This is a genomic window from Flammeovirga sp. SJP92 (assembly GCF_001583495.1).
Taxonomy (GTDB): Bacteria; Bacteroidota; Bacteroidia; order Cytophagales; family Flammeovirgaceae; genus Flammeovirga.
In genome coordinates, this window is the sequence record NZ_LQAQ01000093.1 from 624,514 (window position 1) to 648,912 (window position 24,399).

A 24,399-nucleotide genomic window follows, 5' to 3' on the forward strand; every position below is an offset into this window, starting at 1 on the left:
TTACAATTTACCTTTAATCAATTCTGTTAGAATGTAATTTTCTGGCTTAAAATCTAAATTATTATGCCACTTTAATTCACTATCCCAATATCCTTTACAAGGATAGTAAGCTTTTCTAGACCAAACGTGGCACATTTCAACAAATTCAACTTTATCTTTATTATATAATAAATCAAATGCTACTGATTGCAAACTTAATTTATTTTTTATTTCAAAGCATTTATTTACAATTGACGTATCTAACTCAGATATATCATAATCTATATTACCGCTACCTGATGCTCTAAAATCATCTTTTCGATTCATCCTTTTTATACCAAAAGCAATATTTGATATTACAATTATTCTAATATCATAAGTATTATTAGGTAAAAAATCTTGAAAATATGTATATCCTATTTCTTTATTAAAAGACTTATTTAATTTTCTTTTCTTCAAGAATACACTTGGAAAACGTAATGCTTTTTCAATAAAATCTTTAAAAGATTTTATTTTTTTAAATTTTGCTTTAGCATCACTAGTATGGCTAGAAACTAAAGAAATACCTGTATCAAACATAATATTATTGATTTCTTTAGCTTGACTAATGTTATTGATTAATCTTACATTACTAGCACCCGCCCCACCTTTTAATTTAAAAACTTTTGGAAAAGACGTTTTACTTAAAAAATTACTTGAAGACTGTTTATCAAAGAAAATATTTGTTACGATTGAAGGTACTCCGATAGACTCAAATAAATATTTTTGTTTTATTTTATCATCAAAGAATAGTGATGTTTTATAATTAGGGTAAACTTTCAATCCCATTAATTCAACAGAATACATCAAAGTATCTGCAATTAGTTTTGCCTTGGAATCAGTATGATGCCAATGCCATAATAATACATCATAACCTTTTAAGATAGAAATAATGTTATTATCGAAACAATTTACTAAAGTATAATCTATTCCTTCTTCTTCACATAGTTCAGTCCAACTATCCGAAAAACTATTTTCTCGAGGATGTATAGCTATTTTCATTTTTTCTTATTTCTATAGAATTTTTTAATATTAAAATTGAATTCATAATACAACCAACCAATACATAAAAAGATATGCTTTTAATTGGATCATTAAAAAGAACATAACCTATACCTATTGACAATATTCTAAGTACTAATAGAACAACTTCATATTTGAATTGAAATTTTTGTAAAGATAGAATATTGATATTTGCTACTGAAGGACCGTTAAGCATTATAAAAAATATTAATGGTACAATAGCTCTAATATAGAGGTCTATTCCATTCCAGTCTGCTCCAAGTAGTGTAGTAAAGATTTGTTTTGCATAAAAAAAAATGACAATCAGAGGTAATAAAATAATCAGTCCTAGTATAAGTGTCTGCTTTTGGAAAATTTTTATAATCCTTCCTCCTTCTCTATATATCTTTGAAGCTTCTTCAAAATAAACATTCTTTGATGTTCTTCCTATTAAACTGACAGGAGCAATCAATAATTTATACGACATAGCAAAGTAACCTGCTACAGATTCATCATAAAAAAAATTCAACAAAAAAATAGGTACTGATAAAGACAAAGCATTCATTAGTGTTGATAAAATTGAATACTTTGGAAATCTTTGATATTTTTTCATTAAATAAAAAATTATTTTCTTTTTTAATTTATGAAAACCAAATATGTATTCCTTAATAAAGAATGTTGAAAATAATATACTCATTAAGCCACCTAATATTTGTCCAAATATTAGACTGAATGAACTTAATGATATGAAAGAAAAACTTAATTGAGATATGTTTATTGAACTACTTTGTAATATTCTTGTAGATGAAATTAAAGAATACTTCTTTATTCTAGTTAAAAAAATACTTAATAATTGAATAAAGCTATTGATGAAAAAACCTACTGGTAATAATAAAATAAAGAATAAATAAACAGAATCTAAGGAAGAAAAAAGGTTAAGAAGAAGTGCTGTTGGTACTAAAAGTACAAATAATATCAATGTAATGGAACAAATTATTATTAAACATAGATGTAGTAAGTTTTTAGCTTCTTTATTTTCTTTAGGTAAAAGAATTGCTTGTTCAAACTTTAATGATCCAACCACAGATAAAGTTGCTGTTGATGATAAAAATAATGAAGCTACTCCAAAATGTTCAGGTAAATATAACCTTGAAAGAATGGGTGAAAAAGCTAGATTTAATAATTGAGAAAATCCTGTTCCAAAGATTAAAATAAAAATTTTTTTTAAGGTCTTATTTTTTAAAATATTTCTAATCATCAGAATACCTTGCTTGGCAGAAAAAAACTAAAAAAATAGTAATAAATAAAGGATAGAATAAATATAACCTTGGCGAACCTGTTCTTATTATCACAACACTTGATAAAATGATATACGAATATATATAAGCATAATTCATATCAGATTGTAATAATTCTTGAAAAAAAGAATCTATTTTTTTGAAAATAATCCCCAAAGTAAAAGCAACTATTCCTACACCAAAAATTGATAAATTATAATAAGACCAACCTACTATCCCTGCTGGAACTATTGATTCTTTAGTACCTAAAATATAATATGTATTTAAAAAAACTATTTCTCCAGTAGGAGAAAATGGAGATAAACTTGATGGTAAAACATTACCAAATGGTGATGATAGTATATCTTGAAATAAAAAATAATTATACGAATTATCTAAACCAACAAAAAGGCTTAACTGTGGAAATGAAAAATCAGCGATTAAATTATCAAATTTACTATCTCCGTCTAATACTAAATATATAAGAAAAGGTGCTGATATAATGATGAAAAAAATTAAAAGCTTTATACCATTTGTTAGTGCTTTATTATTTTTCAAATAATAAGACAAAAATAAAATCAGCATAAAATCTATATAATTTTGCCTAGACTCATAAATTTTCAGTGTCAATCCATATGTAAATAAAGATACTATAAAAAAGAGAAAAATATATTTACTCTTATTTCTTTTATAAAGAATAGGAAACAATAGAATTGGTAAAATAGAAAATTTTAAAAACCTTTTTAAAAAAAGGTAATTATGATCGATTGATAGTATACCTGCTCTCACAGCTTTTGCATATGATAAAGTTTTTCCAACACCACCAAATCCATAGACATAAAAAAACATCGAAAACAAGGATAATAATACCAAACAAAATGATAAAATATGCTGAATATCGAATTTATAACGAAATATTTTTATTTTCCTATATATTATTTCATTTACTTTCTTTTGTTTAATTTTTAAATTATAGCTTACAATAAAAACTAATGTAAAAAAACTAGAAATAAATAACGTCAAGAAATCAACATATGTTTCTTCATTTATATTTTTCAAACCATAATATGGCTCTACCCCTAAAGTCCTACCATTAATAATATTAGACAATAGCATTATAATTGGCATAATATAATAGAATACAATTATCCATAAAATAAGATATGTACCAATCGACCAATTTGTTAGTTTTATTTTTTTATAAACAAAATTAACTAGTACTAAAGCAATAATAATATATAATATCAACAGTATTTCTTTCATTTATTTTTTGATATTAAAAGGGAGAGAAAGAATAAAGAAAAAACAATTCCTTGTTGTCTTAACAGAAATGATTCTGTTTGAAATGATATAAATAATAATACTAAAAACACTAATAAATTAGAGTCTCTCTTTTTGATAGAATAATACAGAGGAATTAGAAAGAAAAGAGAAATGAATACAAAACCAAAAATACCAAAGTACAAAAATGAAGTTAGGAACTGATTATGTGCATTCATATTGAAAGACATATCAGAGACTATTTCATTATTTTGAGCATTCTCTGCTAAGATAGCTTGAACTCTACTTGGATCAACTCCAAATAAGAAATTTGAAAAAATTACGTCTAAAGCATTTTCCCAAATATAAATTCTCTCATTTAATAATATAATAAGGTTTTCCTTTAATAGGAAAATAGCAGGAATTGAGAGTAAAAATAATAAACCAATAAATTTGAGTTGATTATTAAAATTCTTAATATTTATTAGAACTACACCCAATAAATAAATTAAAATACTCATCTTTCCTCTTAGTATAATTAATATTAATAAATTAATAACAAAGAGAATGAGGAAACTAACTACGTTACTTTTCTTTAAGATTGACAATGAAGATATCGCAACAAATAATCCAAAATATGAATGATGGATATCATGATAATGCAATAAGTATGTTGAAGTATGCTTAGAAAATAAAACTTCTATACCAGCTAGTTCTATTACATTAAATAATGAAATAATGAAATAGATAACACAAGCGAAATATAGAATACAGAAATAATGAAACACATCTTCATCTCTAATACTTATTAACGAAAATAACACAATAGGGATAGAAACGAATAAATAATTAGTTTCAATATGCTTCAAAAGATAACTTACATCTTTTACAAATGGTATAGATATTAAAAATAATAAAAACCATGCAAAAGATATATACATAAATAAATTACCACTATAGCTATATCTTTGTTTTTTACTTAATACAGTTATTAAAAATGATATTAATATAAATAACGAGTTAAACCAAATGTCAATTGGTAGAAAAAAAACTGCTAAATACAAACAATATTTAACTAATTTGTTATGATTATCGTTAAAGACCTTAATTAATTGCATATATTTTAATTAAAGTAAGCAGTATACCATTTAATAAATTTTGTAATTCCTTCTTTTAATGCAATTGTAGGTTTATAATTGGTTAACTGCTGTAATTCAGATACATCTGCAAAAGTACTATACACATCTCCATCTTGCATTGGGTACATTTCTTTAATTGCCTTTTCCCCTAAAGCTTCTTCGATCTCATTTATAAATTCTCCTAATTTCACTGGTTTACTATTTCCAATATTAAGGATTCTATAAGGTATTTTTTCACAAGGAGGTAACGACATAATCTTAGTTATACCTGTTATTATATCATCGATATAAGTAAAATCTCGTTCCAAATTACCATTATTAAAAACTTTAATTGGCTTACCTTCAATTATTGATTTAGCAAATAACATTGGGGCCATGTCAGGTCTACCCCATGGACCGTATACTGTGAAAAATCTTAAACCTGTAGTTGGAATATTATAAAGATAACTGTAAGAATGAGCCATTAGTTCATTACTTTTCTTTGTTGCCGCATACAGACTCACAGGACTATCGACTTTATGTTTTACAGAAAAAGGTTGTTCTTTATTCATTCCATATACACTTGAACTACTCGCATAAACCAAATGCTTCACAGGAAAATTTCTACACGCTTCTAAAATATTATTGAACCCTTCTATATTGGATTTAATATAAGCTTTTGGATTATCAAGACTATATCGAACTCCAGCTTGGGCTGCTAAATGTATAACTATATCAAATTTTTCTCTATTGAATAAATTCAATAAATGTGATTCATCAGTTATATCTAATCGCAAGAAAGTGAAACTTTTCATTGTTTCACTTTTCACTTTATTGTTATACCTTATAAAATCAGGTTGTATCCCTAATTCTTTTAATCTATCAAATTTCAAAGTCATAGGATAATAATCATTAATATTATCAATTCCTATTACTTCAATATTATCATCGATTAATTTTTTTGCTACATGAAAACCAATGAAACCTGCAACTCCTGTTACTAATATTTTCATAATTATTTATTATTAAAATAATTCCAATACCATTCGATAGCCTCATTAATTCCTTTGGCTACATTATGAGTTGGCTGATAGTTCAATAATTTAACTGCTTTTGATATATCTGCTAAAGAATGTTTTACATCACCTACTCTTTCTTCTCGATGAGTTGCTTCAATTTCCTTTATTTTGGAGTCAAATTGAGTAAGATTCTTTTTCAAAGAAATTATTAACTCATTTAAACTTGTATTTTCTCCTTGAGCTGTATTATAAACTGTATTGATTGAACCCTTATCTTGTGTTAATGCTGCCAATTGATTCATCTGGACAACGTTATCTATATATGTAAAATCTCTAGAGTGTGTTCCATCACCATTAATCATGGGACTTTCATGATTAATCAATGCTTTAATAAATAAAGGTATTACCGCCGCATATGCACCGAATGGATCTTGACGTTTACCAAAAACATTAAAATATCTTAAGCCAACTACTTCAACTCCATAGGTTTTAGAAAAAACATCAGCATATAGTTCATTAACATATTTTGTAACAGCATAAGGAGAAAGAGGATTACCTATTTTATTTTCCACTTTTGGTAATCCAGGGTGATCTCCGTATGTTGACGAACTTGCAGCATATACCATTCTTTTAACACCTTTATCTCGAACTGAAATTAACATATTTAGGAAACCTCCTACATTCACCTCATTAGAAGTGATTGGATCATTTATTGATCGTGGTACAGAACCTAATGCAGCTTGATGTAAAACATATTCCATTCCATCACATGCCTCCATACAATCATTTAAATTTCTTATATCTCCTTCTATTAATTTGAAATTTAAATCTGACAAAAAAGGCTCAACATTTTCTCTTTTTCCTGTTGAAAAGTTATCTAAAACTACTACTTTATTTCCTTGTTCTAGTAAAACTTCAACTAAATTTGATCCTATAAAACCTGCTCCGCCTGTTACAAGAACTTTAGAGTTAACTATTTTGCTCTGATTCATTATAATCTATCAGTAATAATTTCTTTTTGTAAAACACTTTTCACATCATAAATAACAGTTGATCCATTATTTATTTTTGACCAATTCAACTCTTTAAATTCTTTATGAGCAACAGTTAATACAACGGCACTGTAATCGTTACCAAGTTCATTAACTAGATCAATACCATACTCTTCTTTCACCTCTTCCTTTGAAGCGTAAGGATCATAAACGTCTAAATCCACACCAAACTCCTGAAACTCTTGGATAACATCAATAACTCTAGAATTTCTGATATCTGGACAGTCCTCTTTAAATGTAATCCCTAAAACAAGAACCTTTGAATTTTTAATTGCATGTCCTGCTTTTACCATCAACTTAATCACTTGATTCGCGACAAAAGGCCCCATTCCATCATTAATTCTTCTCCCTGATAAAATTACTTCAGGATGGTAACCAAGAGATTCCGCTTTATATGTTAAATAGAATGGATCAACCCCAATACAATGACCTCCTACTAAACCAGGTCGAAACGGCAAAAAATTCCATTTTGTACCAGCTGCTTCTAATACATCAAGAGTATCAATACCAACTTTATCAAAAATTTTGGACAATTCGTTTACAAAAGCAATATTTAAGTCTCTTTGTGAGTTTTCTATTACTTTTGCAGCTTCTGCAACTTTTAGGTTAGGTGCTTTATGAGTACCTACTGTTACAATTGCTTTATATAATTGATCTACTTCTTCAGCTACTTCAGGTGTTGAACCAGAGGTCACCTTCATAATATTGTGAACTCGATGAACATGATCACCTGGGTTAATTCTCTCTGGCGAATAACCACAGAAAAAATCTTTGTTATAAGTAAGTCCTGAAACTTTCTCTAGAACAGGGACACACTCTTCTTCTGTACAACCAGGGTATACTGTAGATTCATAAATTACAATATTACCATTTGATAATACTGAACCTACAGTTTCACTAGATTTTCTTAAAGGTGTAAGATCAGGAGTTTTATATTCATCGATTGGAGTTGGTACCGTTACAATATAAATATCAGCATCCTTAATTGATTCTATTTGATCAGTATATGATAAACCCTCAGCAAGTTTCATTTCTTCAGGAGTTACTTCAAGAGTACTGTCCTTTCCATTAATTAACTCTTTAATTCTTTCAGAATTAATATCAAAGCCAATAACAGAAAAGCCTTGTTTACCAAACTCTACAGCTAAAGGTAAACCAACATATCCTAATCCAATTACTGCAAGTTTTTTTTGTTTGATGTCAGTCATTTTTATTTTCCGATATTATAAACGTTAAATCCTAATTCCACTAATGTTTCAGTATCCAAAATATTTCTCCCATCAAATATATTTGCGGGTTTTAGTACTTTTGAATAAATCTCTCCCCAATTATAATCCTTGAACTCATCCCATTCTGTCAGAACAGCAATCGCATGAGCATCATCTACAGCATTAAAAGGATTGTTTACTACCTTTACTCTTGATCTAATGTATTCAGAAGAATGATTATTTAAGTATTCTAAATCAGCATATACTCTTTCCTCAGATACTTTAGGATCGTAAACAACAATTTCAGCTTCTTCATCTAATAAATGATCTGCTACATAAATTGCTGCTGATTCACGTGTATCATTGGTATCTTTTTTAAATGCCCAACCAAAGAAAGCAATTTTTTTACCTGACACTGTATTATAAGACTCTTTGATAATACGGTCAGCAAAACGTCTTTTTTGATAATCATTTAACTTGATTACTTGATCCCAATATTCAGCGACCTCATCAAGTCCATAAGATTTTGCAATATAAACCAAGTTTAAGACATCTTTTTGGAAACATGAACCACCAAAACCAACAGATGATTTTAAAAATTTTGGTCCAATTCTACTATCCATGCCAATTGCACGTGCAATTTCATCCACATCTGCTTCTGTTTTTTCGCATAAAGCAGACATAGCATTAATGGACGAAATACGTTGTGCTAAAAACGCATTTGCAGTCAATTTAGATAACTCTGAAGACCATACATTCGTTTGCAAAACTCTTTCTTTTGGTACCCAAGCTTCATATATTGAAGATAAAGTATTTTTCGCAATTTGTCCTGATTCTGTATTATCACCTCCGATTAATACCCTATCTGGATTTAGAAGATCGTCAATTGCAGTACCTTCTGCTAGGAACTCAGGGTTTGAAAGGATTTCAAAATTAAAACCACTCTCAGAGTTAGATAAAATATCAGATAATGCTTCTGCTGTTCTTACAGGAAGTGTCGATTTTTCTACTACTATTTTATCTCGCTGTGCTATTCTTGCAATTTGACGAGCACAAAGTTCAATATATTTTAAATCCGCAGCTTGACCTTTGCCTTTTCCATACGTTTTTGTTGGCGTATTTACAGATATAAAGATCATATCTGCATCCCTGATACCTTGATCCACATCAGTAGAAAAGAATAAGTTTTTTCCTCTTGTCTGTTCTACTACTTCTGCTAAACCTGGTTCATAAATAGGGAGATTATCTAAATTTGTATCATTCCAATCTTGAATACGTTGGTCATTTATATCAACAATATTCACTTTAATTTCTGGGTTTTTCAATGCAATGACTGCCATTGTAGGCCCTCCTACATAACCCGCTCCGATACAACAAATATTTTTAATTTCTTTTTTCATAACAGCATTAATTTTTCAAATTGGCTTTATCTTTTAGATAAGAGTTGATATCTGCTAAAATGGCAAAAGCTATAACACATATAAATCCTACTAACATTCCTAAAGCTGTTTTACCTTTAGCCGATAAGGATACAGTATAAAATTCGGAGAATCTATTTACAAATTCCACAGGTTGTAATAATGATAGTTTTTGCCTTATAACTGCAATACTATCATCAGCCCTTCTACTTTTTTGCATGGCCTCAAAAGCAAGCTCTCCACTCTGCCTGATATAACTATCGTTTTGTTGATCTGTAGACATTAAAACAATATTTGGATTATTTCTACTTGGTTTACCTTGTTGAATTATATCACCTTGTGAATCTATAATTTTTTTATAAGCTTTATTATACTCCTGTAATTCTTTTTTTTCTTCAACAAAAGAATCTGACTTTATTGAAAGGTTCTTCCTATAAACATCTAGATTTTTCTTTATATAAACATTATTATTAAAATAATATTCAAAACCTTGTTGGATTAGTTGTTTCGTAATATTGGGGTCAATAGAGCTTACTACAATCTCAAAACGAGTTTCGGTATCATAGCTTTTCATCAATAACGAATCAGCAATATGAGAATTCTCAATTGCACCATACTTATACAATTTATAATATCCTGTTGCAGATATTTCAGAAATAAATTCTGCTGTCTTAATTGGTATATTCAAAGCTTTTGCCAACATAGGTCTCCCTTCATCAGTACAAAGGGCATTCAACTCACTTACTTCTGTTGTAAAATCAACTCCTTTCAAGAACCTTGAATTTATAGTAGCTTTTGAGGAATAAAACTTTGAAGTATTTTTTGTCATATAACCTATTACCCCTCCAATAACAATTGCCAATCCAATTAAAACTTTCCATTTATTAAGGATATTGTAAAAGTATAAGACTACATTTAAAAATAACTTCCATATATTAATGACAATTAAGTTAATTTTATCTCCAACTATTGAAAATAGTTCGATTAAATCAATTTCATCATTATTAGAAGCTGTTTGGTGATTCGATTTGTTTTTATTTTCTTCCATACAGGCTAAATCTCAAATATTTTATGTGCAAATATAAAATATACTAGTAGAACTTATAAAGTTCTACAAATAAAAGATTAATTATACGATTTAAGAATGTTCACTACTATATTTAAACAAGCATAAATTAAAGGCGGTCTGTAATATATTTTTTATCAATTACACTTTTCACATCGTATATCACTGCACCTGATTCACTCAATGCTTTCCAATCTATCTCTTCTTTGAAACTTTGATGTGCTACTGCATGAATAATGGCACTATAGTTATCTCCTACTTCTGATAATAAATTGATTCCATATTCTTCGTATACCTCTTCTTTATCTGCATGAGGGTCATATACCTCTACATCTAAATTGAAAGATTGTAACTCACGGATTACATCAATTGCTTTTGAGTTTCTAATATCAGGACAGTCCTCCTTAAAAGTAATACCCAACATTAGAACTTTTGTTCCCTTTTGAATGGAAGCATTTTTCTCCATCATCAAACGTAATACTTTGTTAGCTACATGCGACCCCATACCATCGTTGATTCGGCGACCTGCTAAAATAACTTCTGGATGATACCCTAAAGATTCTGATTTGTAAGTAAGATAATACGGGTCAACTCCAATACAGTGACCTCCTACTAAACCAGGTCTAAAAGGTAAGAAGTTCCATTTTGTACCAGCTGCTTCCAATACATCTAAAGTATCAATACCTACTTTATCAAAGATTTTTGATAGTTCGTTTACAAATGCAATATTTAAATCTCTTTGTGAGTTCTCAATTACTTTTGCAGCTTCAGCTACTTTGATTGAAGAAGCTTTATGCGTACCAACTTTTACCACTACCTGGTACATCTGATCAATTTCTTCTGCAATTTCTGGTGTCGAACCTGAAGTTACTTTCATGATATTATGTACTCTATGTACATGATCACCAGGATTTATTCTTTCCGGTGAATAACCTGCATAGAAGTCTTCATTAAACTTTAATCCACTGACTTTCTCAAGAACAGGTACACAAACTTCTTCTGTACATCCTGGGTATACAGTAGATTCATATACTACTATATTTCCATAAGACAATACCTTACCAACAGTCTCACTCGCTTTTTTCAAAGGTGTAAGGTCTGGAGTTTTATATTCATCTATTGGAGTTGGGACTGTGATAATATAAATATCTACAGCCTTCAAATCATCTGTATTGGAAGTATAATTAATAAAATCCTGCGCTTCCTTCAACTCATCAGATGATACTTCCAAAGTATGATCAATACCTTTATTTAACTCATTAATTCTTTCTGAATTAATATCGAAACCAATAACTTTAACTTTCTGTTTGGCAAACTCAGCAGCTAAAGGCAATCCTACGTACCCTAAGCCTATTACTCCAATAGTTTTATTCATTAGTTGATTCTTTGTAATAGTTTTGAATTAAAAAATTAGACAAACTCTTTGCCTTTTTGATCTTTAGCATTTGCTAAAAACTGCTTGACTCTTTGTTCGTGATCTTTCTCACAAATCATCAAAACATTATCATATTCAGCCACAATATAGTTTTCAAGGCCTTGTACAACAACCAGTTTATCTTCTGGTGTTTTTACAATTGTATTGAAAGTTTCATATGACATTACATTACCATGAAGAACATTCTCTTCTTGATTTTTATCTGCTTGTTCGTAGAGAGACTTCCAAGTACCTAGATCAGACCAACCAAAATCTGTTCTCATGACATAAACATTTTCAGCATGCTCCATGATACCATAGTCAATAGAAATGTCTCTACACTGATGATAAAGTTCATCTATTTTCTGTTCTTCTTGTGACGTATAGAAGGATTCTTCTGCACTACTAAACAGTTGATGAACATCTTGAAGATGTGTTTCAATGGCTTTCTTGATTGCTTTGGCATTCCAAACAAAAATTCCCGCATTCCATACGAAATCACCACTTAATACAAAGGCTCTTGCTAGTTCTTCATTAGGTTTTTCTGTAAAGGTTTTAACTTTATATAAAACTTCTAACCTTTCATCATTAAGTGCCTGAATGTAACCATACCCTGTATCAGGTCTATTTGGACGAATACCAAGTGTGATTAAAATATCATGAGAGGCCACATAATGTAATGCTTTTTCTACTCTCAACTGGAATTCTGGAACGTCTAAGATCACGTGATCTGCAGGTGCTACTACTATATTTGCATTAGGATCTTTTTTCCCGATCTTATAAGCAGCATAAGCGACGCATGGTGCTGTATTTCTTCTACAAGGTTCTAACAGAATTTGATCATCTGAAAGGAAAGGCAATTGTTCCTTTGTGATTTCTTTATAATCCTTGCTCGTAACTATATATATGTTTTCTTTAGGGCATACACCTTCAAACCTATCAACTGTTTGCTGGATCATGGTACGGCCTACTCCTAAAATATCCTGAAACTGCTTTGGTCTTTTTTCTCTACTAAATGGCCAGAATCTACTTCCGATTCCTCCAGCCATTATGACCACATAATTGTTATTCATTTTATATAATAGTTATTTATGCAAATTTTATATCTGTTAATACTTCAGCCCCCAACCTTCTATTTAATTTTCTAACGATTCTTTCCCTAGCCATCGTCAATTCGTTCTTGAGAGTAGGAGTAGATAAGCGTACGTAAAGTACCTTACCTCTTAACTTTAAACTAACAGTTCGAGAAGCAATTGGCGTACCTAATTCGTCTTCCCATACTTTTTCAATAAGTGCTTGATTATAACTGTGACTTTTTTTTAAAGATTTCACAAAATCCTGCATGGCACCAGCTACACTTATCGACTCATGTTTTTTGGGAATTGGGGTTACTTTTCTAAACCTGTATTTTATTTTTTTATCATCACTCAAAATTAAATCATTTTTTTAATTCTATGATATTACAAGGCATCGAAATTTGATCTATCAATGTTTTAGACCGTTCAGGTCGGGCATCTGACAATAAAATCTGGTTAAATTTCTTTTCTTTTATTAAATCAAGCAATTTTTTGATACGAATGTCGTCCAATTTGTCAAAAATATCATCCAATAACAATATAGGACTGGTGTGAAGTTGCTTTTTAAGGAGTAAATACTGCCCTAGTTTCAAAGCAATGATAAACGATTTTTGTTGACCTTGTGAACCAAATTTCTTAAGCGGATAAGTATTTAACCTGAAATCAAAATCATCTTTATGAATACCTTTAGTTGTTCTTTGTAAAGCAATATCTTTCTCCCATGACTCTTCAAAAATTGTATTTGATCCAAAGTCTGATTTATAATTGATATCTGCATTTTCCTCTCCAGCAAGAGATACATATGCCTCTTTAAAATTGAAAAGAAATTCTTCTATAAATAATTTTCTTTTTGAATGGATTTTCTGACCCTCTTTTAATAACATATGATTATAGGGAGCCACCCATTCTTTATTAGGAATTTGCCTTTGCTCAGCAAAGTTTTTCAACAATTGATTTCTTTGCAATAACGCTCTTTGATAATCAATAAGAGATTGTAGGTACTCTTTATCAAATTGAGAAATTACACTGTCAAAATACCTTCGTCTGATTTCACTTCCTTCCCTTAATAAATCTGTATCATTAGGTGCTATTAAAACGCAAGGAAATTTCCCAAAGTGCTCACTGAAGCGACTGTATTCTTTTCCATTAAGACTTATCTTCTTCTTTGATTTATCATACTGACAAATAACAGTACTCAAATCATTCTCGGTTTTAAATCTTCCTGAGAGAGCAAAATCGCTAGTTCCATGTTTTACATTTTGGTTTTCGGTAAAACTAAAAGCACTTTTTGTCATGGACAACATGTAAACAGCATCTATCAAGTTCGTTTTTCCTATACCATTGGGTCCAATGATACAGTTGATCCCCTCCTCTAATTCCAAGGTGAGCTCATCGTAATTTTTGAAATTCTTTAGATAAAGCCGTTCTAGATACATGTAATTACTTTTTGCTAGGGTGCAAAAGTAATCATTTTATAATGATATCATTATTGTTACATAAAAAGTGAATAACGATTTCTATAATAAAACTACGATCGTTGCATTAATGACTTTACTAAAATTGGGAATGAAGTTTCTTGATAGCCCTTTTTTCTATTTTCTTTGCTGATTTGATAAATCTTCCACCAGTGTGAGAATAAATCTTTATAAGCCTTAATAATTGAATTTCCTGGATCATAAATGTGTGCAGGTTCAGAATTTACACCGTTCAATTCCATAATTTTAAAACGACCTTCCTTCAATGCCTCCTCACTTTCAGCTTTCAGGTCATACCTTCCAAAATAAAAATCATTTACATGAGAAGATATTTTATCAAAAACCTGAATATCCAGTTCTTCCTTTAAATAATTCGCATCATTAAAAATTGCTCCTCTGCAGTGGTTTCCCATTTTTGAGAGCATGAAAATTTTATTTTCTGGAAGAATTAGGTCTAACTCATTACTATATTTCTCTTTTAAAAAATCAATATACAAAATTGCCCTGTTATGACTTTTAAATAATTCAAACAAAGTACTTTTCCCATCTCCTACTACAAATAGCTCTCCCTTGTAAACTACTGATGTAATCTGCCCACTTTGTTCCGAAGGACGCCTTACATACATTACACCATATTCATAGTTAGCAGTAATAAACTCTTGCATGATTACACCCAATGGGTTTGAAGATAAATAGTTTTCAATTTCTTCTTCTGAATTAATTTTTTCAACGCCACTGCCTCTTTCTCCTTCATCAGGTTTCAGAATTATTGGAAAATTTAACCCCAATTCATCCATGGTAGACTTTATATCTTCTAATGATGGTGTGGTTTTAAAAAAATGAGATTTCGGCAAATACTCTGCTGGAATTTGTTTTAGTGCATTGAACTTTGAGTAATTAAAAAAACCTCCATACTTCATTCCAGGGTTCGCTAAGGTCATAAAACTAAATGACTTAGAAAGTATAGAGAGAAAAAAATAAAAAAAGTAGACTGGAATATAAAATATATAAAAGGGCCAAAACTCCCACTTTAAAACCCTATGTCTAAAGTCTGGTTTGAGATTCATAATTTATAATAGTAAATGGCAACCTAAGTTGATCTTTTTCCTGTGTAAGTCTGTCGTGATAGAACATGTTTACTGACACAGCATCCACTTCTAATTGAGTTGAACTTACCGTACAATACTGAGGTCTTAGCATTGACAAACCTAACTTCCTCTCTGTATTGATAGCTTCATGGACTTTTAATATTTCCTTTGAAGATCTATTCTGTTGATCAAGCCACTGCATAAAATCAGCCGATCTTTTTTCTTTTTGTTGAGGGGTATATAAGGTAGAAGAAGACCAAATATGAGGAGTACTGCTATCTAAGATTGTAAAATGCTTTTTTGAACCGTCCCACACAAATTGCTGAAGCTCAATAGCATTCCTATTTTCAACAACGATTAATGTAAATGGCTCAATGTTATCAAAATCATAGTCTTCTAGATAGTCCAAAACATTTGTAGCTGTTAACGCATCAATCACCACTTTACCTCTACTGTGTCTATAAGGAGGTGTTGGTATATGAATTTTGAATTCTCCATTCAAAAGGCAAACTACTCTCCCTTGTTCTGTTGCTCCCAACCAAGTCCCTAGTGCTTCACCATCAATTGGGGCTAAAAATTTAACTCCTTTTTCTTTATGAATTGTTGGAGCAAAAGCAGAAGATCTACTTTTCCTTTCGTCTCTGTTTGAGGTGAATATATAAGAATTGGGCGATATTGGAACGTAGCTGAGTGTACACATAAATTATAATTCTATTCCTAAGATTGTTGTTTTTGGTAAGCAGTTGTAGACTTTGCTACGCCCACTTGTTCACCAATAACTACATTAGGAAAATAATGTTGAAGACCTATTTTAATAATCGCTAAATGATGAACAGCATGTTCATTACAATGATGTACCTCTCTTGCTAGCGTTGTTGGAGTACTCCATTCATTCATATTACTTTTTTGATAGTCTTTTACTACCAAATTCATGCTATAAAAAGGTTCATGAATTGTTTTCAACCAATGAGAAGTTTCTTCTACTTTTGAGATCGCTTCTTTGAGATCGCATTCCATCGCAAGGTTTCTCTTTCTCTCTTCATAACAAACAGAGACCTCTTGTTGATAACTTGCGTGCAGGCATTGATAAAATTCAATAATATGCCTTGCATGTTGACCGATAGATGAGCCATTGAATAAGTCCAAAGGAGCAACGTATTGTTCTTCTGATAATTGGGGTAATAAATTACAAAGTTGGTCTGATAGCTCTACAGCAGATTGAATTACAGGATTTTTCATGGATTAAAAATTAAGAGCAAAAAATTAGCTGTCTTATTCTAAAAATAATAAAACAGCTTAAAATTATAAAGATTCATGAAATTATTTTATCTCGAGCGAGTTTATTTTAAAGATAACTCACCTCCATAGGTTTTTTCTCCTTCTACCTCCTGCTCAAAAACTAATAATGAAGTTAAAAAAGCTACTAGCGTCATACCAAATAATTGAAGACCTTCTGAGTAGCCTCCTTCAACGGGCAAATCTACCCCTACTATGAATAAATGAACAATCAGCAGAAAAGAGGTAATGACAAGTGAAATTCTTGCTCCCTCTTTGGAAAGTGGAGGGTAAACTAAAAAAAATGCAGCTATAAATTCAAAAACAGCAATCAACAGCCGTGTATCATCGCCTAAGCCTGTTGCTGTAAAAATATATACCGACTCTGCGTCATCTCCGAATTTATAGAGTAATGATTGAAAAAGGATGACTGACGGTACAATTCGAAGGGCCCAATACGACAATACTTTATGGATTTTAAAATCTTTTTGCATTGTATTGGAAATAAAATTAGGTTTAAAGGTAAAATAGCTATTGCAATTTAATGGTTTATTTTTTCAGATTTTGAACATTACTTTTACCAAAAATACATCTGCAAGAAATTATGAAAAGAAGTACATTTTTTATATTCCATTTTTTACTTTATACCTTAATAGGGTGTAATTCAACAGAACAAAAAAAAGAAAAGTCTAGTTCAACAATAGCTGAAGTACAACAAGCATCTACTAAAAAAGCGAAAAAAAAGAATATCATATTCTTTGGCAATAGCTTAACAGCGGGGTATGGTTTAGAAAAAGAAGCTTCATTTCCATCTGTCATCCAAAGGGAATTTGATAGCTTAAATATCAACTATAACTGCATTAATGCTGGTTTGAGTGGTGAAACAACTGCTGGAGGAAATGAAAGAGTAGACTGGATTTTAAGTCAGAATAAACCCGATATTTTCGTTTTAGCTTTAGGAGGAAATGATGCATTAAGAGGAATTTCACCTAAGAGTAGTCAGCAAAACCTTGAAAGTATTATTGATAAAGTAAGAACCGTTAATCCTGATTGTAAAATATTATTAGCAGGCATTGTTCCTCCGCCTAATATGGGACAAGATTATTTTGGTACTTTTCAGAAAATCTACCCCGCTATTGCAAGTAATAAAAAGACTTATCTTTTAAAGTTTTTATTAGAAAATGTAGCAGGTGAACCTTCGTTAAATCAAGAAGATGGTATCCACCCTAACAAACAGGGTGCTAAAATCGTAGCGCAAAATGTTATAGAAGCATTAAAACCGTTACTCTGAATCGTCTTTTCTCTTAGGCTTAATTACAGGCCTTACTCTTTTTTTAGGCTTTTCAGTTTCCTCTTCTGAGTCGGGCTTCTTCTTCATCACAGGACGAACGGCCTTTGGTTTCTCTTCTTCACTGTCTTCTGATGATTTACGTTTAAAAACTGGACGAGCGGGCTTAGAAGGCACTTCACTCTCTGAAGAAGCCGATTTCTTTTTCATCACAGGACGAGCAACCTTTGGTTTCTCCTCTTCACTGCTTTCTGATGTTTTACGTTTGAAAACTGGACGAGAAGGTTTAGAAGATACTTCACTCTCTGAAGAAGCCGATTTCTTTTTCATCACAGGACGAGCAACCTTTGGTTTTTCCTCTTCATTGCTTTCTGATGTTTTACGCTTAAAAACTGGACGAGAAGGTTTAGAAGGTACTTCATTCTCAGAAGAAGCTGGTTTCTTTTTCATCACAGGACGAGCAACCTTTGGTTTCTCCTCTTCACTGCCTTCTGATGATTTAAGTTTAAAAACTGGACGAGCGGGCTTAGAAGGTACTTCACTCTCTGAAGAAGCTGGTTTCTTTTTCATCACAGGACGAGCAACCTTTGGTTTCTCCTCTTCACTGCCTTCTGATGATTTACGTTTAAAAACTGGACGAGCGGGCTTAGAAGGTACTTCACTCTCTGAAGAAGCTGGTTTCTTTTTCATCACAGGACGAGTAGCTTTTTTAGGAGCTTCTCCCTCAGTTTCTTCTGTTGATTTTCTTTTTACGACAGGTCTAGCCGGCTTCTTCACCTCTTTTGATTCTTCTTCAGTTGCTGCAGAGGTAGCTTTTGGTTTTACTTTAGGTCTGAACTTAGGCTTTGGTTTATCTACCGTTTCATCTGAAGTCGAAGTTGTTTTAACTACTCTTTTTACAGGAGAAGCCTTAGGTTTTGGTTTAGGTGTTTCCACCTTTACAGCCTCAGCCAACCAATATCTTCTTCTGATCTGATTGATTAAAAATAGTTTCTGCTGCGTAAAACTTTTAGGGTGTACCATCATAAACAGCGATTCCCATTCCTGGTATCTTTCTGGTTCTGATGCCTTAAAAACTTTATGATCTATTCGTTTCTTTGTTAGATATATTTCAAACTCGCTCATCGCTATTTTTTTTAAGAATTAAATGGTTGACCAATCGAAAATGATTAATTACCTACCCATTCCTTATTCAATCTTTGAAGTTGCTTTCTGTAGACACTGAAAATTCTAGATTTGGAAACCATCCCAACATACTTCTTATCCTGATCTATCACTGGTAAATTCCATGCATCTTCTTTTTCAAATTTCTGCATCACACTCTGCATTCTTTCACCATAATAAACAATACTTGGTGGTTGCATCATTACATTAGCAATTTTTACAGTTTCTTGCTGTTCCTGATCAAACATGATTTCCCTTACTTGATCTAACGTAATGATTCCTCTCAGCTTTCCTTCTTTGTCTACAACAGGAAAAACCGATCTTTGACTCACACTAATTGCTTTTACTAAATCACTCAAGTAACCTCTTACTTGTACAGTAACAAAGTTGGTTTCAATTAGTTTATTGATATTTAAACGGTCCAAGACCTGCATATCTCTATCTCCTTTCAAATAGTCACCTCTTGCTTTTAATGTACTCACGTGAGGAGCATCAGGGTTCACCACACTTACAGTAGTATAAGCAATTGCTGAAACCAACATCAAGGGAACAAAAAGTGTATAACCACCTGTAATTTCTGCAATTAAGAAGATGGCAGTCAACGGGGCATATACTACTCCGCATAAAACTCCACTCATACCTACAAGTATAAAATGAGATTCATGAAGACTTGCAAAACCTAAAAGGTTGACTAACCTTGCAAAGGCAAAACCTGTCAGACCCCCAATCACCAAGGCAGGTCCAAAAGTACCACCACTACCTCCCGATGAAAGCGTTAAAGAAGCGGCAATCACTTTTGCAAATAATATCATAATGATATATGCCAAAAACAACCATGCTTTAGTATTTGGAATAATACTCTCAAAAAGCTCTGCTCTCTCTAAAAGATGATGTTCGTGTCCATTTAACAATGCTTTAATAGACTCGTACCCTTCACCATAAATTGGAGGAAAAATAAAGATTGTGATAGACAATAAAATACCGCCAAACAATGCTCTTCTATATCTATTTGGAAATTTCTCTTCCATCAAATGTTCCATCTGATGCAATGTCTGATTGAAATAAATAGACATCAAACCGGCTAAAACACCTAATATGATAAAGAAAGGAATGTTCTGTGCTTGAAAGTCATCTGTTATTTTAAAGGAGAACAATACTTCTTCACCTACAATTAATGATGATACAATTGCCGCGCTCACTGATGATATTAATAGAGGCACAAAGTTCGCTACAGAAACTCCCGTCAAAATTACTTCAATACTAAAAATCAAACCTGTAACAGGTGCATTGAATATGGCGGAGATCACCCCTGCCGTACCACATCCAATCATCAATGTTTTGGTTTTATAATCCAACAAAAATGACTGGGCCATATTAGAGCCAATTGCTCCTCCTGTTAATACAATCGGGGACTCTAGTCCAACGGAGCCTCCAAAACCTACGGTAAACATAGAAGTAACGAACCTGGAATACATTTTACTCTTTCCAATGTTACTGTTATTTCTAAAAATATCGTGAAGAATATCAGTGATAGCATGTCCTACACTACTTTCTTTGTAAAGTGATTTTGCTATTAAAGTTGTTATGATCAAACCAATTATTGGGAATAATAACAACCCCCAATTATCTCCAAAGCTATAATGTGTAAGGTGCTCATGAATATGATGTACTGAAAGCTTTAATAGAACAGCTGCTAAACCTGAAGCTATACCCACCATGCTACTAACAATAAGAATAAAATTCCTATCGGAGAGGTGTACCCTTCTTAAGTTTAATAACTTTTCGACTAATTTATATTTTGCCATTTATCTATTAAAAAATGTTTCTGTTGGTCTACAAAAAATGAGAATACCTTTATTTCTCCAAAAATAATACGTTTGAATATTAAGTACTAAGACAAAATTGCTTCACTCTGCACTGACTATGTACTTATTTTAATGATTCGCACAACTTTCAGAAAGTAAACTTACAAAAATACTAGACAAAAAAAGCCACCTCTCTTAAGAAAAAGAAAGGTGACTTACCTATAATTGAGTTTTTTATTCTAGTTCGATCCCGCAGGTGCTGGTGTAGTAGGAGTAGTTTCTACTACAGGGAAGTCATTTTGCTGAATTTGAGGAATCTTTGCGTTGTATTTTGCATTAATTGCTTGAATTGTAAGATTACCAATCACAGCATATCCTCTTTGAGTTAAATGAGCACCATCTAAAGAGAACAAGTTACCACTTAAATAAGCTGTAGTATATGTTACTCCATCAATAATAATCCCAGTTTGTGCCGCTTCACTCATAATTGATTTAGTATCTACATAAGCTAAATCTCTAGCATCTGCTTGCTCCTTTAAGAAAGCATTATACCCTTCAACAGCTTCTTGAACCTTTTTCACATCATCAGCCAATAATGCTTCACCTGCAGTTGGAACAGGTAATACCTCCTGCAAATCATCTGGAAGACTTCCTCCACCAGTAATCACATTGACTAGAGCAGACACTTTACCTTGAGCTAAAAGCGTAAATTTAGTACCTACTGTAGTTTGTCTCATTTGCGTTGGAGATGTTGCGTCATATACCGGCATTTGATTCGACTCCATTGTAAATACAGGATAACTTCCATTGGCTTTCATATATTCATCTGAAGAACTAATAGCTTCTTCTACAGATGCACTTGCCCATGATGCATCGATTCCAATACCAACTAAAAGGCTGATAGCTGCTTGTCCTTCAGCACTAGCAACATAGGCATTAGCTATCGCTTGAGCCATTTCTTCGCTTGCTCCTCCTTCAATAGCTTCAGCATAAGCACCAGCATAAACAATTGCAGTTGCAATCTCTACTGCCTTTGGTATATATGTAGGATCTCCTACACTACCTTGAATCTGTGCTACAACACCTGCTACTACATTGATCATTGTTCCATTTCCAATATCAATGCTTGGTGTTACCAAATCTGTAATTGTAGGGTTTTTCACACCTCCAATGGCATTATCCATAAAACCATTCACAAGGCCTAAAACAGGCTCTGATAATTCTTGACCTGCTAATTGTAAAACGCCTTCTAAATCAGATGGAATAAAATTAAATAAAGCCGCTTCTGTGATATCTGGAATATTTAAAAGAGCACCCTTCGCTCCTTTGTCATCCATAGCATCCAATACAGATGATATTGCTGCTTCATAATCCTCTTGAGGAGTAATTGCTTCACTACCTAATGAACCTCCAGACTGAGCATATCCAAGCACATCATTGGCTCCCAACCACATTGTATAAAAAGTTGGATCTAATGCCAATGCATCAGTTAAAACAGTTGAAGCACCTGGCTGGCTGGCAAAGTAGCCATATAAACCTAATGCCAAAGCTGGGTTGTTTACCTCAATTGCTTTCATTCCTGAAACCGCCATATTATGGAAACCACCATGATCAGCATAAATATTAGAAGTAGGTACAACCGCTTCTGTACATGTAAAACAAGGTCCCGCATTTGTAAGAATAAGTGGCTGTCCAAAATATTCGTTACCAGAATGAGTGATTAAAGGCTGAGCAAAATCTTTAGCTCCTAATCCTGCCTGCTGTAAGCTATTCGCGATCAGCTGAGGATAAGAATTCACTTGAGAAGATGCAAGCCAAGCTCCATCTGAAACACCCGCCGTCAATGAGTTGCCAAGTGCTACATAAGTTGTATAATCAATTGGGGTTCCATTAGAAGAACCACCCGAAGGAGTAAAGTCTTCTACTTCTGGCTTACAAGCCATGAGCAAAGCAAAAACCCCTGCAGTAATTAATGATCTATATCTTTTCAATGTCATGTTTCTAAAAAATTGATTGGATTAGTAATTAGAATTTGTAGTTCAATGCAATACTAGGGATCATGGCTGATGCTTTGTAAACACCATTCAATGCACCTGTATTCACACCATCAGGAATTACGTTCTCTCTTTGCTCTTTTGTATTGTAAAGGAAAGCGGCATCAATAGCGAAGTGCTCACCAATATTATAACTTGCTCCAATTGTTAAACCAATAGTGTTGGCGTCTGGAGATTCAGGTGTCATATAACCGTCTCTCACTGGAGTTGTATCATAATAAGCACCTGCTCTAACTACTAAATTGTCCAATGCTTGGTATTCTGCTCCAAAATTAATGATGTATGAATCTTTCCAGTTTCTTGCAAAGCTGATATTGTTGCTAGAAAATTCTTCAAATTCCACTTCAAGTGATTCATACACACTCCAACCTACATAGTTGAAGTCTAATGCTAGTGCCAATTTGTCTGTTACTTTGTATCCTACACCCACTGCAATAGTCTGAGGCAACGGCAATGTAGCATCAAATTTATCTGTGTTTACACCTTCAACCATTCCAAGAACACCTGCAATGTATGCGTTCGGTACATTAAAAGTGGCATCACCACCTTCTACTTTCATATCTACACCTGAACGGTAATTTACACCAAGTGACAACTGATCGTTCAACTGAGCAAAAACACCTACGTTGAATGCATATTGCAAAGTGTTACCTTCAATCTTTGAATTGATATCGCCACCTGGAGCTGTGTTTGATTTTTGGAAGACAACACTACCCGATACAATATCCAAACCTGCACCAACTGATACTTTTTCTCCAATTCTGTAAGATACAGTTGGCTGGATATAAATTGACTGTAATGAAATTTCTTGTAGAGAATATCTACCTGTCCAATCATGATCATAGGTTACTGTTGACCCAAAAGGAGTGAAAACACCTAAGCCAAACGCCCATGGAGACTCTGCTGAAGGTCTATATACACCGTATGCGTGAAAAGGTGTACCCATTGGTGAATTGGATTCATATTTCTGTGTTCCTTCAAGGCCACGATATGAAATGTGTGACATTACTGGACTAAATCCTACTTGGATTTGTGTACTTTCTAAAAAGGAAAGAGCTCCTGGATTAAAAAATAAGCTTGATGCGTCTGGGCCGTAACCCACGCCAACATTACCACGTCCAGTTTGCTTTGTTCCTTGAAGAAGCACCTGGAAGCCATTAGCAAAAGATGCTTGAGCGATGCATACTGCTGCCAATGATAACAGTAGATTTCTAAGTTTCATTAAGTAAAATAGATTTTGTAAAAATTGATAATTTCCAGACTAAGTGTTGTCTTTAATATTACAATCAGATGAATAAATGTTATGTATGCATAACAAATTT

At 32.2% G+C, this 24,399-nt stretch carries 22 protein-coding genes; 1 reads left to right on the top strand and 21 read right to left on the bottom strand.

Annotated features, from left to right (window positions below; genetic code table 11):
* The 17 genes from AVL50_RS23270 to AVL50_RS23350 all read right to left on the bottom strand — a co-directional run bounded on the left by AVL50_RS23270 (position 1) and on the right by AVL50_RS23350 (position 17,260).
* A complete protein-coding gene (locus AVL50_RS23270; RefSeq protein ID WP_062618933.1) occupies positions 1-1,020 on the bottom strand; it encodes a hypothetical protein in 1,020 nt (339 codons plus the stop codon).
* On the bottom strand, positions 989-2,278 hold the full coding sequence (locus AVL50_RS23275) for a lipopolysaccharide biosynthesis protein (protein ID WP_062618934.1): 1,290 nt from the start codon (positions 2,276-2,278) through the stop codon (positions 989-991). The genes AVL50_RS23270 and AVL50_RS23275 overlap by 32 nt, the downstream gene beginning before the upstream one ends.
* Complete coding sequence (locus AVL50_RS23280) at positions 2,271-3,560, bottom strand: O-antigen polymerase (protein WP_062618936.1); 1,290 nt, start codon at positions 3,558-3,560, stop codon at positions 2,271-2,273. The genes AVL50_RS23275 and AVL50_RS23280 overlap by 8 nt, the downstream gene beginning before the upstream one ends.
* The gene (locus tag AVL50_RS23285) at positions 3,557-4,675 is read right to left on the bottom strand and encodes an O-antigen ligase (RefSeq protein WP_062618938.1); all 1,119 of its coding nucleotides are present in this window, start codon (positions 4,673-4,675) and stop codon (positions 3,557-3,559) included. The genes AVL50_RS23280 and AVL50_RS23285 overlap by 4 nt, the downstream gene beginning before the upstream one ends.
* A 5-nt stretch (positions 4,676-4,680) precedes the next feature.
* Positions 4,681-5,688, bottom strand: coding sequence for an NAD-dependent epimerase/dehydratase family protein (locus tag AVL50_RS23290; RefSeq protein ID WP_062618940.1), 1,008 nt, complete (start codon positions 5,686-5,688; stop codon positions 4,681-4,683).
* A gap of 2 nt (positions 5,689-5,690) precedes the next feature.
* Positions 5,691-6,686 (bottom strand): SDR family oxidoreductase, encoded by a 996-nt coding sequence (locus AVL50_RS23295; protein WP_062618942.1) that lies wholly within the window; start codon positions 6,684-6,686, stop codon positions 5,691-5,693.
* Complete coding sequence (locus AVL50_RS23300) at positions 6,686-7,954, bottom strand: nucleotide sugar dehydrogenase (RefSeq protein WP_062618944.1); 1,269 nt, start codon at positions 7,952-7,954, stop codon at positions 6,686-6,688. The genes AVL50_RS23295 and AVL50_RS23300 overlap by 1 nt, the downstream gene beginning before the upstream one ends.
* 2 nt (positions 7,955-7,956) lie before the next feature.
* Complete coding sequence (locus AVL50_RS23305) at positions 7,957-9,354, bottom strand: nucleotide sugar dehydrogenase (RefSeq protein ID WP_062618946.1); 1,398 nt, start codon at positions 9,352-9,354, stop codon at positions 7,957-7,959.
* Between the two features lie 7 nt (positions 9,355-9,361).
* Positions 9,362-10,420, bottom strand: coding sequence for a hypothetical protein (locus tag AVL50_RS23310; RefSeq protein WP_062618948.1), 1,059 nt, complete (start codon positions 10,418-10,420; stop codon positions 9,362-9,364).
* 127 nt (positions 10,421-10,547) lie between these two features.
* Complete coding sequence (locus AVL50_RS23315; protein ID WP_062618949.1) at positions 10,548-11,813, bottom strand: nucleotide sugar dehydrogenase; 1,266 nt, start codon at positions 11,811-11,813, stop codon at positions 10,548-10,550.
* A gap of 35 nt (positions 11,814-11,848) precedes the next feature.
* Positions 11,849-12,925, bottom strand: a complete 1,077-nt coding sequence (locus AVL50_RS23320) for a mannose-1-phosphate guanylyltransferase (protein WP_062618951.1) — start codon at positions 12,923-12,925, stop codon at positions 11,849-11,851.
* 16 nt (positions 12,926-12,941) lie between these two features.
* Entirely contained in the window at positions 12,942-13,283 is a 342-nt protein-coding gene (locus tag AVL50_RS23325; RefSeq protein ID WP_062618953.1) for a DUF721 domain-containing protein, read from the bottom strand.
* Between the two features lie 7 nt (positions 13,284-13,290).
* Positions 13,291-14,364, bottom strand: coding sequence for a DNA replication/repair protein RecF (locus AVL50_RS23330; protein ID WP_062618955.1), 1,074 nt, complete (start codon positions 14,362-14,364; stop codon positions 13,291-13,293).
* Positions 14,365-14,456: 92 nt separating this feature from the next.
* On the bottom strand, positions 14,457-15,344 hold the full coding sequence (locus AVL50_RS23335; RefSeq protein WP_062618957.1) for a hypothetical protein: 888 nt from the start codon (positions 15,342-15,344) through the stop codon (positions 14,457-14,459).
* A 103-nt stretch (positions 15,345-15,447) separates the two neighbouring features.
* A complete protein-coding gene (locus AVL50_RS23340) occupies positions 15,448-16,191 on the bottom strand; it encodes an NRDE family protein (protein ID WP_062618959.1) in 744 nt (247 codons plus the stop codon).
* A gap of 17 nt (positions 16,192-16,208) precedes the next feature.
* Positions 16,209-16,730, bottom strand: a complete 522-nt coding sequence (locus AVL50_RS23345) for a hypothetical protein (RefSeq protein WP_062618961.1) — start codon at positions 16,728-16,730, stop codon at positions 16,209-16,211.
* 101 nt (positions 16,731-16,831) lie between these two features.
* Positions 16,832-17,260 (bottom strand): hypothetical protein, encoded by a 429-nt coding sequence (locus AVL50_RS23350; RefSeq protein WP_062618963.1) that lies wholly within the window; start codon positions 17,258-17,260, stop codon positions 16,832-16,834.
* Between the two features lie 110 nt (positions 17,261-17,370).
* On the opposite strand from AVL50_RS23350, the gene AVL50_RS23355 reads away from it, so the two are divergent.
* Positions 17,371-18,057 (top strand): arylesterase, encoded by a 687-nt coding sequence (locus AVL50_RS23355; protein WP_062618965.1) that lies wholly within the window; start codon positions 17,371-17,373, stop codon positions 18,055-18,057.
* On the opposite strand, the gene AVL50_RS23360 is transcribed toward AVL50_RS23355, so the two are convergent.
* From AVL50_RS23360 to AVL50_RS23375, 4 genes are all read right to left on the bottom strand, one after another.
* Positions 18,049-19,179: a hypothetical protein gene (locus tag AVL50_RS23360; RefSeq protein ID WP_062618967.1), complete on the bottom strand. Its 1,131-nt coding sequence runs from the start codon at positions 19,177-19,179 to the stop codon at positions 18,049-18,051. The genes AVL50_RS23355 and AVL50_RS23360 overlap by 9 nt on opposite strands.
* Before the next feature lie 44 nt (positions 19,180-19,223).
* Entirely contained in the window at positions 19,224-21,023 is a 1,800-nt protein-coding gene (locus AVL50_RS23365) for a chloride channel protein (protein ID WP_062618969.1), read from the bottom strand.
* Positions 21,024-21,262: 239 nt separating this feature from the next.
* Positions 21,263-23,020: a hypothetical protein gene (locus AVL50_RS23370; protein WP_062618971.1), complete on the bottom strand. Its 1,758-nt coding sequence runs from the start codon at positions 23,018-23,020 to the stop codon at positions 21,263-21,265.
* A 28-nt stretch (positions 23,021-23,048) separates the two neighbouring features.
* On the bottom strand, positions 23,049-24,299 hold the full coding sequence (locus tag AVL50_RS23375; RefSeq protein ID WP_062618974.1) for an OmpP1/FadL family transporter: 1,251 nt from the start codon (positions 24,297-24,299) through the stop codon (positions 23,049-23,051).
* Positions 24,300-24,399: the final 100 nt, after the last annotated feature.